The sequence below is a fragment of the Nocardia sp. CA-120079 genome (assembly GCF_050955745.1).
Taxonomy (GTDB): domain Bacteria; phylum Actinomycetota; class Actinomycetes; order Mycobacteriales; family Mycobacteriaceae; genus Nocardia.
Genome location: NZ_CP192088.1, coordinates 1720592 through 1735179, shown reverse-complemented (window position 1 = coordinate 1735179; position 14588 = coordinate 1720592). Strand labels below are relative to the sequence as shown.

Here is a 14588-nt window from a genome sequence, read left to right as displayed (position 1 = left end):
GTTGATCACGGCTGCGCGGGCAGCACGACGAGGAAGGGGGCGGCGAGATGTCGGACGTGACAACTCTGAATCAAGCGATCGACGATGGCCAGCTCTGGATAGATGGGGTACTGGTCGCCGAGGGTGCACATGAACAGTGCGCCAAGCGCTATGCACAACTCGCCGATGAGGTCGATGCCCAGATCGCCGTATTGGGCGGGGCCACTTCACTTCCCGGCTTCGGCGGCTTCGATTCCGGTGCGGCGCTGCGGCGCGGCTTCGAGGACAAGGCCGACGGCGCGATCATCCGATTGCGCGCATACGCCGACGCCGCGCGGGCGCTCGCGCAGACCTTCCGCGCGGCCGGAGCGGCGTACACCCGGGCCGATACGGATCTGGCAGCCGCGGTCGGTCGAGTCGAGGTGGCGGGAGCCGCGCATGCGTAAGATGCCGCACTCCGGTGAGAAGACGCCCATTCGGTATGCCGACCCCAGTTATACGGACCCCAACTACGCGCAGACCGTCGAAATCTTCGACAACCTGTCGCATCGGGAAATTCACGACGGGGTCCAGCTGATGAATCCGGTTGTCCTCGCGGCCGGACAGCAAGCGTGGCAAGGCAGTTCGACCGGACTCGCCACCGCGGTCGAGCAGGCGCACAGTGAGATTCGGGCCGCGATGGCCGATGGCTGGCGCGGTGCCGCGGCGGATGCTGCCGCCGATGCGGTACGCGAATTCGAGCGGCAGGGACAGCAGCTCGCCGATGTCATGGCCGCGGTCGGTCAGCGGCTCGGCCAAGCGGGCGATGCCGCCGAGGCACTGCGCGCGGCCGTTGTCGAACCATCCAGCCAGACAACGGATCTAGCTGGCGCACTGTTGGATCCGGCCAAGGCGACCGAGAACACCGCCACCCAGAAAACCGCCGATGGCACCCGTCAGGATGTGGTGCAGGCGATGGACAGCATCTACACGAATGTGTTCATCTCGACCGGTTCCGGTGTGCCCGCCTTCCCGGATGCGGTCTCCGCCGACATGCCGCAGTCTTCCGAAACAACATCGGCCGCGCAGGTCGCCACAACGCCCGTCTTCCACACCGGTACGCAAACCCTCACCACCCCAACGGTTTCGACGGCCGCGCCGGTGCCGACCACATCGCACACCACCGTCGAGCCGGCCGCGACGACTCAACCGGCTGACGCGCCGACCACCGTCACTCCGGTGAGCACCGCCGCCGACACCGCACCTGCCGCCGCCAAACCCGTTGTGCCGATAGCGGATTCCCCCGCATCGACCACACCCGCCGCAGCCGCCACACCGACGACCACACCGGATCGCCCGGTGCGACCGGGTACCACCGCACCGGTGACCACCGCCGCGTCCACCTCGGTGGTCGCCCCGACCGTTCCCGGCACCTCGCACACCGACGACGAACGCAAACGCGATGAGCGCAAACGCGATGCGAGTGGCGATGCCATCAACGGCGTCGGCGCGGGCGCGGTCGGCGGACTCATGGGCGGCGCCATGGTCGCGGGTGACAGCCCGCGCTCCGGCACGAGCGCCAGCGCGGCCGCAGCCCGCGCCCAGGCCCGCGAAGAGGACGAGTACGACGACTACCACTTCTTCGACGACGATCTGACCTTCCTGGAACCGGCCGATGACGGCGGTGAGCTGATCGGCGATATGGATCCGACGACGCCCCCGGTCGTCGGCGAATGGACCGAACTGGAGTGAACTGGACGCTGACCCCGGACCAGTTCGCCATGGCCTGGGCCCGCACCGATGGCGACCGCATCCCCTACCCGCTCGCTGTCCGCCTCTCGGCTCGCGATACCGCCGAGCGCGCCGCGCAACTCCCCGCCCTGAACCGTTGGTGCGACGAGACTCTCGACGCCGATCTGGAGGGGGCCCTGCGGGTGCTCGCACGCCCAACCGTGCGCATCGAGGTCTTCGGTGAGCGTGGTACGGCAGCGCCGTCGGCGGTCGATGGCGGGCCGGACGGAACGGTCCAGGCGACGGGTTTGGTCGAACAGACCGGTCCGGTAGTCGCCCAGCCCGGCATCGCGGCCGAGTCGCGTCCGGTGCGCGTACTCGGTGCGATCGCCGGGGATATCGCGGTGGTCGCAGCGCAACGTGCGGGTGCGACCACCGATCGCGGCGGCGATATCCGGCTGTTCGTCGATCGCGTGAAGAACCTTTCCGCACGGATTACTTCGGTGCTCCCGGAGAATTCGCCCGGCGCCACACCGCAACTGACCGCACCGCTGGCCCGAGTCACCGAGGACAGCCGGGATCTGGTGACCGTGCCGGTGGCCGGACCCACCACGCCGACCCGGATTCGCAAGCTGCTCAGGCAATCTCGCGACGGCATCGGCCAGATCGTGGTGTCGGTGCGCCGAGCCGACGGCGAGCTGCATCCGTTCGGCGTGCTGTGCTGGATCGACGTGATCGGCGACGGCAGATACTCGGTGCGCACCGGGGTCGATGTCGATATCGTGCCGGTCACCGCGCAGCGGTTCACCGCACAACTGCGGCCGATGGTCACCGCGGCCGAACGCACCCTCGCCTTGGCCGAACGCTGGTGAGATCGCGCTGGGTTTACCGTGAACCGGTGCCACTCTACGAATTCGAAGGCAAACGGCCCACGGTTGATCCGACCGCGTTCGTCGCGCCGACCGCGACCCTGATCGGCGATGTGCGCGTCGAGGCGGGTGCGTCCATCTGGTACGGCGCGGTGCTGCGCGCGGACCTGGCGCCGATCACCATTCGGGAACGTGCCAATGTCCAGGACAATGCGGTCCTGCATGTGCCGCCGGATGTGCCGATGGACATCGGCCCCGGCGCGACCATCGCCCACAGCGTGGTCTTCCACGGTGCGTCGGTCGGCGCGGAGGCCATTGTCGGCAATGGCAGCACGGTCCTCGACCTGGCCGAAATCGGCGCGGGCACAATGATCGCCGCGCACTCCCTCGTCCCGCCGCACGCCAAGATCCCCGCGGGCGTGCTCGCCGCCGGTTCCCCCGCCGAGGTCAAGAAGTCCATCGAAGGCACCCCGGCCGAAGGCTGGGTCAAACTCAATCCGGGCTTCTACACCGAACTCGGCCGACGCCACCGCGAGGCCATCACCGAAGTCCAGCCCTGACCGCGCGACACTTCGCGGCACCGAACATCTCGACGAATCGGCGGGGCGCTCTCATGCAAGGAGCGTGGTGACCTCGTCGTCGTCCAGTTGATGGAAGTCGCGGTACGCCATCCCCACACCGCCGAGCGAGCGCGGCACCCATGGGCAGACCACCTCATCCGCCTCGGCGGCCACCCGGTGCAACGCCTCGGTGGACGACACCGGCACCGCGACCACGATCCGCGTCGGCTGGTGCAGCTGGGCGACCCGGCAGGCGACGGCCACCGTCGCCCCGGTCGCCATGCCGTCGTCCACGATCACCGTCGTGCGGCCGGAGATCGGGATCGGCTTGGCGTCACCGCGCCACATCTCGCGTCGACGCTCGAGTTCGGCGCGTTCCACATCCTCGATCTCGGCGAGCTGCCGCGTCGTTATCCCGGTGTGCGACAACACATCCTGATTGAGCACCCGGATTCCTTCCTCACCGATCGCGCCCATCGCCAGCTCCGGCTGCCACGGCACACCGAGCTTGCGGACCAGCATGATGTCGAGATCGCCCCCGATGACCTCGCACACCGCGGCCGCCACCGGAACCCCGCCACGAGGCAGTCCGAGCACCAGCGGTTGCATCGCACGCAGGTGGCCGAGTTCCAAACCCAGCGCGCGACCGGCCGCTGTCCGATCGGAGTAGATCATCCATCTGAACGGTACCGCATTGTGTCCCGGGTCACCGCAACTTAGACTACGCAGGTTCTATTCTCGCCGCCGGGCAGGCGGAGAGGCTAAACGCTTGTGGAGCTGATGTAAGACTCGGATCCGTCCTAGCGATCGGCTGTGAAGCAAGAACCCGCCGAGGGCAGTACGAGCTGCCGGTAGGAGTGTCCGGCTGGCCAGCCGGGCATGGATGTCAATCCCGTACGCGCTCGGTGATCGCGAACCGACGCAAGATCAAACTCGGATTAGATGTGCGCACCGCGTCCAAGCGATCGAGGTCGATGGTCGCGGTGAGCACACCGGGTTCGTCGCCGAGTTCGGCGAGGACGACACCGGTCGGATCGATGATCATCGATGCGCCCGCACCGCGCGGTGCGCATTGATCGGCGGCGGCCACATAGACGGTGTTCTCGATGGCACGCGCGCGCAGCAGCGTCGTCCACTGATCCACCTTCGCCGGACCGGGAATCCACTGCGCGGGCAGTACCAGCACCTGGGCTCCGGCGGCCGCGACGCGACGGCAGCCTTCCGGAAAGCGAAGATCGAAACAGGTCTGCATGCCGAATGTCACAGCACCGACCGTGAAGGTCGCCGGGGCCTCGATCGCACCCGGCTCGACGACATCGGATTCGAGATATCCGAACGCGTCGTAGAGATGCACCTTGCGGTATTTCGTCACCAGGGTCGCGTCGGGTCCGAGGACGACGAGGGTATTGCGGATCCGCCCGGCCGCCGCCACCTGCTCGACCGTTCCGGCGACCAGATACACCCCGAATTCGCGCGCGATTTCACCGAGACCGGTGACGAACGGCCCGGTCAGCGGTTCGGCGACGGCCACGACCCGTTCGTCGAGCCGGCTCACGGCAAACATCGAGTATTCGGGCGCGACCACCACCTTCGCACCCCGTTCCGAGGCCGCGCGAACATGCCCGCGCAGGGTTTCGAGATTGCCGGACGGATCGGTTCCCGGCGCGAATTGGACCACCGCCACAGCCACCGCCGACGACTCCGGATCGTGATGCACGGACACGTTTTCGGGTTGCATACGTCTCACCGTATTGGCCCGGTGGCCGGGACGACCACCGCGAGGCAGTAAACTGCTGGTCAATGAGTACCAATCAGGTCGACAGCGTTCCTGGCGACAACGACAGGGACAACGACGGCCCGACCTTCGCCGATCTCGGCATCGATGACCGCGTCCTCGCGGCCATCGCCGATGTGGGCTATGAGTCGCCGTCTCCCATCCAGGCGGCAACCATTCCACCGCTGCTCGAAGGCGCCGACGTGGTCGGGCTGGCCCAAACCGGCACCGGCAAAACCGCGGCATTCGCCATCCCGATCCTCATGGGTATCGAGGCGACCGGCAAACTTCCGCGCGCCCTCGTGCTGGCCCCGACGCGCGAACTCGCGATCCAGGTCGCGGAGGCATTCGGCCGCTACGCCACCCACATCCCCGGGCTGCATGTGCTGCCGATCTACGGCGGTCAGGCCTACGGCGTCCAGCTCGCCGGCCTGCGTCGCGGCGCGCACGTCGTGGTCGGCACGCCGGGCCGGGTGATCGATCATCTGGAGAAGGGCACGCTGGACCTGTCGCAGCTGCAGTATCTGGTGCTCGACGAGGCCGACGAGATGCTGAAGATGGGGTTCCAGGAGGATGTCGAACGCATCCTCGCCGACACCCCGCGCGAGAAGCAGGTCGCGCTGTTCTCCGCGACCATGCCCTCGGCGATCCGCAGCATCTCCAAGAAGTATCTGCGCGAACCGGTCGAGATCACCGTCAAGTCGAAGACCTCGACCAATACCAACATCACCCAGCGCTGGGTGCAGGTCTCCCATCAGCGCAAGCTCGACGCACTCACCCGGATCCTCGAGGTCGAGTCGTTCGAGGCGATGATCCTGTTCGTGCGCACCAAGCAGGCCACCGAAGAACTGGCCGAAAAGCTGCGCTCGCGCGGCTTCTCCGCCGCGGCGATCAACGGCGATATCGCGCAGAACCAGCGTGAGCGCACCATCGGCCAGCTGAAGTCCGGTGCACTCGACATCCTGGTCGCCACCGATGTCGCCGCGCGCGGTCTCGACGTGGACCGGATCTCGCATGTGGTCAACTACGACATTCCGCACGACACCGAGTCCTATGTGCACCGCATCGGCCGCACCGGCCGGGCCGGGCGCAGCGGTCAGGCACTGCTGTTCGTCGCGCCGCGGGAACGTCATCTGCTCAAGTCGATCGAGCGCGCCACCCGGCATCCGCTGACCGAAATGCAGCTGCCCAGCGTCGATGATGTCAACACCCAGCGCGTCGCCAAGTTCGGCGATTCGATCACCGAGAACCTCAGCTCGACGAACCTGGCGCTGTTCCGCAAGCTCGTCGAGGACTACGAGCGCGAGCACAACATTCCGCTGGTGGACATCGCGGCGGCGTTGGCGGTCAGCGGCTACGACGGCGACAACTTCTTCATGGAGCCCGAGCCGGAGCCGGTCGAACGGCCGCAGCGCGAACGCATGCCGCGCGGGGATCGGCCCGCCCGCCGGTTCGAGGGTGAGGATCGCGGTCCTTCGCATCACCGCGGGACCGGAGCCGAATTGGCGACCTACCGGATCAGTGTAGGCAAGCGGCACCGGGTGGTACCCGGCGCGATCGTCGGCGCGATCGCCAATGAGGGCGGACTGCGCCGCAGCGATTTCGGCCATATCAGCATCCGTCCGGACCACAGCCTGGTCGAACTGCCCGCCGACCTATCCTCGGAGACGCTGGAAGCATTGCGGCGCACCAGGATCAGCGGCCAGCTCATCCAGCTGCAACTCGATTCCGGCCCGCCGAACGGACGTCCGTTCCGCGCCGGACCACGTCGGGATCGCGACGGCGGCAAGCGACCCGAACGGCGTAAGCCACGCTCCTGAACCGGGGAGGGGTAAGCCGCCGGTGGGAGCGACGGGCCCGGAGGCGTAGCCGTAGCGACTGCTTGCAGGTCGCTCGAAACGATCGGCTTGCGTAACCACGCAGGGCCCCGCGGACACCGAATTCAACGCAGTCAACGCGGCTAGCTACAGTGTTGCCGTCCGTGTCCGGCGAAGACACAGGAGGCCGCGTTTGATCGTGTTCGGTGATCGTGTCGTCTGTTCCGCCGTCGACCTGGTACGCGCGGCGCAATGTGAATTCGAGTTGCTGCGTGCCCTCGATACCGAACTGGGCACCATCGCGGGCACGGCGGACGTGGCGCCGGATCATACGCAGCGCAGCGCATTCGACGATGCGCGCGCACGCAGGCTCGCGGACTTCCGTGATCGGTTCGGCAGTCGGATGGTGGAGATCCATTGCGCCGCGCACGATCCGGTGGCCGAGCCCGAACGCTATATCGCCGCGCTGCGGGCCGCCAATGCCGAGACGGTCGCGGCACTGCGGGCCGGTGCGCACGTAATCCACGGCGCCACCTTCTTCGACGGAAAATTCGTCTGCACCAGCGATTTTCTGATTCGGGCCGGTCATCGGGTGCGCTATACCGTGCACGGCACCGCGGCGGGACCACCGGATCGGATCGCCGCGGCACTCGAACTCGCCGCCTGCGCCGACGCTTTGGATCGCAGCGGCGCGCTCACCGCTCCCCTGGTCCGGTTGTACCTGGACGAGAGCAGCCAGACCCTCGCGCTCACCGATCTGCTGCCGGTGTATCTGGCCCGGCGCGGTCGGGTGGAACGGATCCTGGAAGACAAACTGAGCGAGTTGCTGCCGGTGCAGTGGGGCGATCCGCGCTATCTCGCCTGCGGCCACTGCCCGACCTGTACAAGCGCGATCTCGGCGGCACGCGACCTGCTGCTGGTCGCCGGTATGCCGCGCACCGCGCGGGCCAGATTGCGCGAGGCCGGGGTGAGCACCATCGACCGGCTGGCGAGCAGCACCGCGACCGTGCCCGGCCTCCCGCCGCGCACCTTCAACGCATTGCATCGCCAGGCCGAAATCCAGCTGGCCCGAGAAGATTCCGGCCGGCCGACCCACACGCTGGTCGACGCGATCGCGCTGGGTGCGTTGCCGCCGGCGTCGCCGGAAGATCTCGCATTGACCATCGAGGAGGACTCATCGGGTCGGCTGCTCGGTATCGAGGTGGGCGGCAACGGCACGGTCCATCTGGCCTTCCGTGCCCCGTTCGGCGCGGCGCGCGCACCGTACCGGGCGATGACCGATATCGCCGACGAGGAGGCCGGGCGGCGGCGCGCTTTGGCCGAGGTGCTCGACTTCGTCGCGCAAAGGTTGCGGATGTATCCGGATATGCGTGTGTACCACTACACCTCCGGCGTGCGCTCGGCGCTGCTGCGGTGGACCGGTCGGTACGGGGTCGGTGAGGAGATCGTCGAGGATCTGCTGCACGCGGGTGTGCTCGTCGATCTGTATCCGATCGTGCGCAATGCCCTGTTGATCGGGGAACGCTCCTATCGGCTGAGTCGACTGCGGCGGCTACTGCCGAATGCCGCAGGCCAGGAACGCGATTGCGTCACCGTGCTGCGGCTACGCGACTGGCTGCTGGATCGGGTCGCCGAACGGCGCGTGGACTCGGATGCGGTGCTCCTGGATCAGGCGAGTTCGTGGTGCCTGGTGCCGAGTCCGGCGGAGCCCGATCCGCTGCCGCCGTCGCGGCCGTCGTCGATCGAGGCCGCACTCGCGGAATTCGCGGCGGCACAGGGCGAGCCACGCCATCCTGCGGCATTGATGGCGGCGGCGCTCGGCTATCACCGGCGCGAACGGCAGCCGCTGTGGTGGGCGCATGCCGACCGGCTCAGTCATCCGGTCGACGAATGGGCCGACGCGCCAGGGGTATTGGTGGCCGATTGGGGCACGGTCGACACCAAATGGCATCGCAGCCCACACCAGCCGACCATGCGCAGATACCTCACGCTGACCGGACGGATCGGCATCGGCTGGGGCGGCCGCGATACCGCGGGCGGGGCCGCGACCGGCTCGGTGCTGACGCCGGGCGCCACCGTTTACACCTTCTACGATCAGCCGGTCGCCGCCGGGATGATCACCGCCGTCGGCCGACGCGCGACCGCCACCGCGACCGTGCTCGGCTGCTCGGTGGACGCGAACTTCGACGACACCGTGCGGCTGGAGGAACTGCTGCCGCACGGCTGCGAACCCTATGACGAGCTGCCGACCGCGATCGCCCCCGGCCTGCCCGCCTGGGACGAGAATATCGAGACCGCGGTCGAATACGCCGCACAGCAACTGCTGATGGCGCTACCGGAGATCCCGGCGGGCGCGGTCTTCGACATCCTCGCCCGCCGACCCCCGCGCCTGCGGCATGCCGAACGGCTACCGGATGTGCACGGTGACCATGCGGCGGCCGTCACGGCCGCGCTGCGCGACCTCGACGATTCCTACCTCGCCGTGCAGGGACCGTCGGGCACCGGCAAGACCTCCACCGTCGCCAGGGCGATCGAACGTCTGGTCACGCGGCACAAGTGGCGCATCGGCATTGTCGCGCAGACGCATTCGACGGTGGAGAGCCTGCTCGACATGATCGTCGCGATGGGCGTGCTACCGGAACTGCTGGCCAAGAAGGATGTCGAGGCGGTGGCGCCGGAGTGGTCGGTGATCGACGGCACGCGTTATCCGCGGTTCCTGGACAATGCGGTCAACGGCTGCGTAGTCGGCGGTGTACCGGCCGATTTCGCCGATGACGAGGTGGTGCCCGGCGACAGTCTCGACCTGCTGGTGATCGCCGACGCGGGCCGCTTCCCACTCGCCGATACCGTCGCCGTCGCGGTGAGTGCGCGCAAGCTGCTGCTGGTCGGCGATCCGGCGCCCTCGGCGGCGCGCAGCGCGCATCCGGAACCGGTCGACGAATCCGTGCTCGGATGGCTCACCGAGGGCCGCGACACCCTGCCCGCCGACCGCGGCTACTTCCTGGACCGCACTTGGCGGATGCACCCGCGTGTCTGCGATCCGATCTCCCGGCTGTACTACGACAACCGGCTGCGCTCCAACGAAACCGTCACGCTCGCGCGGCAGTTGGAGGGCATCGAACCCGGCGTGGAGACGGTGCTGGTGGCACACAGCGGCGATTCGACCGAATCGATGGCCGAGGCCCGCGAGGTGGTCCGCCGGGTGCGTGCCCTGCTCGGGGTCTCGTGGATGACCGGTGCGATGACACGACGGCTGCATCCGCACGACATCCTCGTGGTCGCGCCCTACAGCGCCCAGGTCGGACTGATCCGAACGCTGCTGGCCCGGGCCAAGTTCGAGGATGTGCTGGTCGGCACGGCCGAGCGATTCCGCGGTCGGGAGGCGGCGGTGGTGCTCATGTCGATGACCACCTCCAGCCCCGCCGACGCGCCCTACGGTATGCGATTCCTGCTGTCGCGCAGTCTGGTTCAGGCGACGCTGTGTCGGGCCATGTGGAAGGCCGTCATCATTCGGTCACCATTGCTCACCGAATATCTGCCGAGTACGCCGGACGATCTATCGGATCTGGCGACATTCCTGCGACTCAGCTGAATATTTCTTTCAGCATTTGCTCGGTTTGTGACCGAAATATTCAGTCCGAACCGGTTGGTTCTTTTAGTGGAATTCGATCTTGAAATTGCGGTCACGCGCAATTCGCAATTAGCAGCCGGCTCAGCCGAAGCAGTTGCCTTCACCGCGATAAGTGGGCACCGTTGTCCGCGTGCCCGCCGCATCGACCAAGTGGACGTGGTCGAACCGCTCGCACAACTCCCCGGCCTTGGCATGCCGGAACCACACTCGATCGCCGATCCGCAGTTCGGCGGCTCCCGAGAGCGGCGTCTGCACTTCGCCCGCGCCCTCGGTGCCGAGCAGCTTCAAGCCGGTGGCCACGTCGGCTTCGGCACCCGCGCCGCCCCGGCCGGTCCGGAGGCGATGTACCCGCCCGCGAAAACCGTTGCGATGGACGGGGTCGGCTTGCGCAACACCGATGTGGCGAAGAACAGCGCGGGGCGCGGGGTGAAGGCGCGGTAGTGATCGAACAGCGTCGGCACGTACAGCCCGGAGCCCGCGGTCACCTCGGTGACATCCGGATCGGTGACGCTGACCTCGACAGATCCGGAGCCACCGCTGTTGACGATCTCCAGCTTGCCGACCACCGAGCGCACCGCGTCCAGAACCTGTCTGCGCCGCTTGCCGATTTCGGCGGCCGAGGCCCGCTTCACCAGGCGCACCGCGATATTGGAGTCGGGCAGTCCGGCGATCTGCGCCTCATAGGTCATCACGCCGACTACGTCGAATCCACGGTTCACGGCCTCGCGCGCGAGCGCGGCGGCCTGTTCGGGAGTACGTACCGGCGAGCGCCGAACCCCCAGGTGCAGCGGTCCGATTCGTAGTGAGGCGTCCACATCGAGGCAGATCCGGGGCCGCACCAGATCGGTGCCGACCGCGGCGCGGATCAGTTCCAGCTGTGCGACATCATCGACCATCAACGTAATGTATTGGCGCAGCGTGTCATCGGTGCCGAGTTCGGCGAGCGCCGCGCGGTCGACGGTCGGATAGCCGAGCAGCACATCGCGCGCGCCGAGGCGGACCAGCCAGATGGCCTCCGCCAATGAGTAGGACATGATGCCCGCGAAGCCGCCGGACGCGGTGAGCTCGGCGCCGAGCACCTCTTCGAGCACCGCGCGGCAGCGCACCGATTTACTCGCGACTCGGATGGGCACCCCACCCGCGCGACGGACCAGGTCAGCGGCGTTGGCGCGCAGCGCGGTCAGGTCGAGGGCGGCCAGCGGCGGGTCCAGCTCGGCCGTGGCCGCATGCAGTGCGACAATCGGCGACGTGTCGGTCACCGGACCCACTCAACCACCAAACTGGTCAAACGTCCAGTATTGCGGGAATCAGACTTCGGCGGCCCGCGCGGCCAGACTGCTGACCAGGTCGTCCAGCACGACCAGCATCGTTTCGTCATTGCAATCCGCGAGCCAGCGCAGCACCGTGCCCTGCAGCATCGAGACCACGTAGGCCGCGATGGCATCCGTCGGCTCCAACCACTGCGCGCCCGAACGGTCGGCGCAGAGATCCAGGAAGCTCGCGACCTCGGAGTCCATCTCTTGGAACAGAGCCGCGGCCTGCGGGTCGGCGACACAGTCGGGCTGCGCCTCCCACCGTTCGGCCAACTGATGCGCGGTCGCCTCGTACCTGCGAGCCTGCTTGGCCGGAGCCGCCTTGACCAACGGCCAGTACGCGCTCACACCGGCATGCAGCAGCACCCGAAGCGCTCGCACTCCGGTGAAATCGAGCGAGGCGGCCGCCTTTTCGACGGCCTCGCAGATGGTCGGCCGCAGCCTGACCGCCGCTATTTCTCCACGTACGCTCAACGACGACTCCCTCGAGGAAAGAACTCGCGCACCCTCGTCGGCGCGACTCGCTGAACACGACAGGCGGCTCTCACGAATCCCCCGTCAGGGAATTTCCTGGATGCCCAGTCCAACATTCATCAATGGTAGAGGGTTTCCAGGGTTTAAGAACGGGTTCGTTGGGTATTTCCAGACTGGAAGAATGTTTTGTTACCCAAACGGAATCCGGTCGCGATCGAGCGGAGTTCACCGGAATCGCCTCCCACGGCGTCACTCTCGCGTCTGCCCCACGCAAGATAGACCATCGACCAGACTACGGTACGTAACGGTACCGCTCCGGCATCCTGTGGCGGATCCCACACCAATACCTCGCAAACTGGACGGCCGACGGTTCCACGATCGACACCGTGCCGACACCGCGAGGTAGCTAGCCTGGACCGGTGACTCTCTCGCCATCGGCCGACCAGTTCTATCTGACCGGCACGTTCAACTTCCGCGACGTCGGCGGTTTGCGCACCCTCGACGGTCCGCGGATCCGCCCCGGCGTGCTGTTGCGCTCCGCCCAGCTGAGCGGCCTCGACCTGCCCGGACACGCGATCCTGCGCGAACTCGGCGTCACCGATGTCTTCGACCTGCGCGGGCCGCGCGAGATCGAGCACATCGGCCACGACAATCTGCCCGAGGGTGTGCGACTGAATGTCACACCGTTCGACTCCCGGATGGCCGAGGCGCCGCCGCACGATGCGCAGACCGACGCCGCCTTCCCACACATGCTCGAGGTCTACCGCGACTTCCCGTCCCGGCCCGAGGCCAATGCCGCGATCATCGCCATCGCCGAGACGATCGCCAACGGCGACGGCGCGGTGCTGGTGCATTGCGCTGCGGGTAAGGACCGCACCGGGTGGGCGATCGCGACCCTGCTGCGCGCGGTCGCGGTCGGCGAGGCCGATGTGCTCGCCGACTTCATGGCCAGCAATGACGCCGTCCCCGCGCTGCGCGCCATGATGGCGCCCAAACTCACTGCGGGAGCCGAACTTTCCATCGATATCCTCGGCGTGCGCGAGGACTATCTGCGCATCGCGACGGATACGGTGCACGAAAGCCACGGTGATTTCGAGACCTACCTGACCGCCATCGGATTCACCGCCGACCTGCGCGCGCGATTGCGCGAGCGCATGCTCGAGTGAGTCACCCCGCCTGCGCCCGCTCGCGTCGGACCAGACCGTCGGCGTCGATGCTGACCTGATCGCCGGTGTGGAACCAACTTCCGGTGAAACGGTCCGCGGTGGTCTCGGGATCGTTCCAGTAGCGGTGGGTGACATTCGGTCCGCGACACAGCAATTCGCCGTGTCCGGTCTGCGCCTGCGGCCCCCAGAGCGCCAATTCGGTACCGCCGAAGGGGAATCCGAGCACCGGATCCGCGCCGGGCGCGGTACCGGCGTCGTCGTCGACGACCAGGCCGATGCCGCTGGTTTCGGTCGCGCCCCAGACCGACCACCGCCGCGCGGCCGGGAACATATCCCGCAGGGGGGCGGCCAGGTCCGCGGGATCGGTGGGAGCGGCGGCGCGTTCGCCGCGATGCCCCGCATTGCTGACCCGGACGATGCCCTCGGTACACAATCCCTCGGTGCGCAGCGCCGCGAGTTCGGGCAGCAGGCGGGCGAAGATGCGCGGTGTCGCGGAAACCATATCGATCCGTTCGGAGACAATGGTTTCCGCGAGACTGCGACTATCCGGCGCGAGTACGACTGTGCCGCCGACCGCGAAAGTCGGCAGCAGCTGGTCCACACAGCCGCTCGCGTGCGCCAGCGGCAACAGCACCAGATTGCGCAGTCCATCGGTCGGCAGATCCAGCGCCGCGACGACGGAGCGGATCGCCGAGAGCAGATTTTCGTTGGTCAGCTCGACGCCCTTGGGCGCGACCGTGGCGTTGACCGGACACGGCCCCGTGCCGCTGGTGTAGCAGAGCAGTGCCAGATCGTGCAGGGCCGCACCGTCATCGATGAAGGCGGCGCCGTCGGGCAGGTCGTCGCTGCCGCCGCCGAGTACGAAATCGGTACTGCTGTCGGCCATCACCCGCTCGGCCACCGCATCGGGCAGGCCGTCGTGCACCAGCACCGGGACCGCGCCGCTGAGCAGCGCCCCGAGGAAGGCCTGTACCCAGCGCGCGCCCGTCGGCATATGGATGGCGACCCGGTCGCCGTAGCCGATGCCGTGTTCCTGCAGACCGCCCGCGATACGGGAGGCGCAGTGCCACAGTTCCCGATAACTCAGCCGGGGGCCGCCGATCTCCACGACCGCCTCCCTGGTCGAGAAGGCATGCACCTGCAGATCCAATAGTTCGGTCAGCGCAGGGGTGAGGTTGCCGTAGCGCAGCACCCCGTCGGCGCCGCGGGCCAGCGGCGCGTCGCAAGCATGCGGACGGTTGAGTGGATATTCGACCAGGAACTGCGACATGGGTCCTCCGCACACGCCTCGAGCC

Annotated in this window: 11 protein-coding genes and 1 pseudogene; 7 read left to right on the top strand and 5 right to left on the bottom strand. The window is 67.6% G+C overall.

Features of this window, described 5'->3' with window-relative positions; translation table 11 throughout:
• Positions 1–47 precede the first annotated feature (47 nt).
• The 4 genes from ACQPYR_RS07985 to ACQPYR_RS07970 are packed head-to-tail and all read left to right on the top strand — an operon-like array spanning position 48 to position 3118.
• Positions 48–425, top strand: coding sequence for a hypothetical protein (locus ACQPYR_RS07985; protein WP_433629429.1), 378 nt, complete (start codon positions 48–50; stop codon positions 423–425).
• Positions 418–1710 (top strand): PPE domain-containing protein, encoded by a 1293-nt coding sequence (locus ACQPYR_RS07980; protein WP_433629427.1) that lies wholly within the window; start codon positions 418–420, stop codon positions 1708–1710. Before ACQPYR_RS07985 ends, ACQPYR_RS07980 begins: the two co-directional genes overlap by 8 nt.
• Complete coding sequence (locus ACQPYR_RS07975; protein ID WP_433629425.1) at positions 1692–2561, top strand: ESX secretion-associated protein EspG; 870 nt, start codon at positions 1692–1694, stop codon at positions 2559–2561. Before ACQPYR_RS07980 ends, ACQPYR_RS07975 begins: the two co-directional genes overlap by 19 nt.
• A gap of 26 nt (positions 2562–2587) precedes the next feature.
• The gene (locus tag ACQPYR_RS07970) at positions 2588–3118 is read left to right on the top strand and encodes a gamma carbonic anhydrase family protein (protein WP_433629423.1); all 531 of its coding nucleotides are present in this window, start codon (positions 2588–2590) and stop codon (positions 3116–3118) included.
• A gap of 51 nt (positions 3119–3169) precedes the next feature.
• Here ACQPYR_RS07970 and ACQPYR_RS07965 read toward each other — a convergent pair whose 3' ends face one another.
• Both ACQPYR_RS07965 and ACQPYR_RS07960 read right to left on the bottom strand, forming a co-directional pair.
• Positions 3170–3793 (bottom strand): phosphoribosyltransferase, encoded by a 624-nt coding sequence (locus ACQPYR_RS07965; RefSeq protein WP_433629421.1) that lies wholly within the window; start codon positions 3791–3793, stop codon positions 3170–3172.
• Positions 3794–4004: 211 nt separating this feature from the next.
• The gene (locus tag ACQPYR_RS07960; protein WP_433629418.1) at positions 4005–4856 is read right to left on the bottom strand and encodes a carbon-nitrogen hydrolase family protein; all 852 of its coding nucleotides are present in this window, start codon (positions 4854–4856) and stop codon (positions 4005–4007) included.
• A 62-nt stretch (positions 4857–4918) separates the two neighbouring features.
• Here ACQPYR_RS07960 and ACQPYR_RS07955 point away from each other — a divergent pair, with 62 nt between their 5' ends.
• Both ACQPYR_RS07955 and ACQPYR_RS07950 read left to right on the top strand, forming a co-directional pair.
• Complete coding sequence (locus ACQPYR_RS07955) at positions 4919–6712, top strand: DEAD/DEAH box helicase (RefSeq protein WP_433629415.1); 1794 nt, start codon at positions 4919–4921, stop codon at positions 6710–6712.
• Between the two features lie 196 nt (positions 6713–6908).
• Positions 6909–10301, top strand: coding sequence for an AAA domain-containing protein (locus tag ACQPYR_RS07950; protein WP_433635053.1), 3393 nt, complete (start codon positions 6909–6911; stop codon positions 10299–10301).
• 120 nt (positions 10302–10421) lie between these two features.
• Here ACQPYR_RS07950 and ACQPYR_RS07945 read toward each other — a convergent pair.
• Positions 10422–11608, bottom strand: a pseudogene (locus ACQPYR_RS07945) (amino acid deaminase/aldolase).
• Between the two features lie 39 nt (positions 11609–11647).
• Complete coding sequence (locus tag ACQPYR_RS07940; protein WP_433629413.1) at positions 11648–12127, bottom strand: TetR family transcriptional regulator; 480 nt, start codon at positions 12125–12127, stop codon at positions 11648–11650.
• Positions 12128–12546: 419 nt separating this feature from the next.
• On the opposite strand from ACQPYR_RS07940, the gene ACQPYR_RS07935 reads away from it, so the two are divergent.
• Positions 12547–13293, top strand: coding sequence for a tyrosine-protein phosphatase (locus ACQPYR_RS07935; protein WP_433629411.1), 747 nt, complete (start codon positions 12547–12549; stop codon positions 13291–13293).
• A gap of 1 nt (position 13294) precedes the next feature.
• Here ACQPYR_RS07935 and ACQPYR_RS07930 read toward each other — a convergent pair whose 3' ends face one another.
• Positions 13295–14563, bottom strand: a complete 1269-nt coding sequence (locus tag ACQPYR_RS07930; protein ID WP_433629408.1) for a class I adenylate-forming enzyme family protein — start codon at positions 14561–14563, stop codon at positions 13295–13297.
• Positions 14564–14588: the final 25 nt, after the last annotated feature.

Excerpts from the sequence above, each read along its gene's own strand:
- ACQPYR_RS07985 (WP_433629429.1), top strand. The coding sequence starts at position 48 with ATGTCGGACGTGACAACTCTGAATCAAGCGATCGACGATGGCCAGCTC.
- ACQPYR_RS07980 (WP_433629427.1), top strand. The coding sequence starts at position 418 with ATGCGTAAGATGCCGCACTCCGGTGAGAAGACGCCCATTCGGTATGCC.
- ACQPYR_RS07975 (WP_433629425.1), top strand. The coding sequence starts at position 1,692 with ATGGACCGAACTGGAGTGAACTGGACGCTGACCCCGGACCAGTTCGCC.
- ACQPYR_RS07965 (WP_433629421.1), bottom strand. The coding sequence starts at position 3,793 with ATGATCTACTCCGATCGGACAGCGGCCGGTCGCGCGCTGGGTTTGGAA.
- ACQPYR_RS07960 (WP_433629418.1), bottom strand. The coding sequence starts at position 4,856 with ATGCAACCCGAAAACGTGTCCGTGCATCACGATCCGGAGTCGTCGGCG.
- ACQPYR_RS07955 (WP_433629415.1), top strand. The coding sequence starts at position 4,919 with ATGAGTACCAATCAGGTCGACAGCGTTCCTGGCGACAACGACAGGGAC.
- ACQPYR_RS07930 (WP_433629408.1), bottom strand. The coding sequence starts at position 14,563 with ATGTCGCAGTTCCTGGTCGAATATCCACTCAACCGTCCGCATGCTTGC.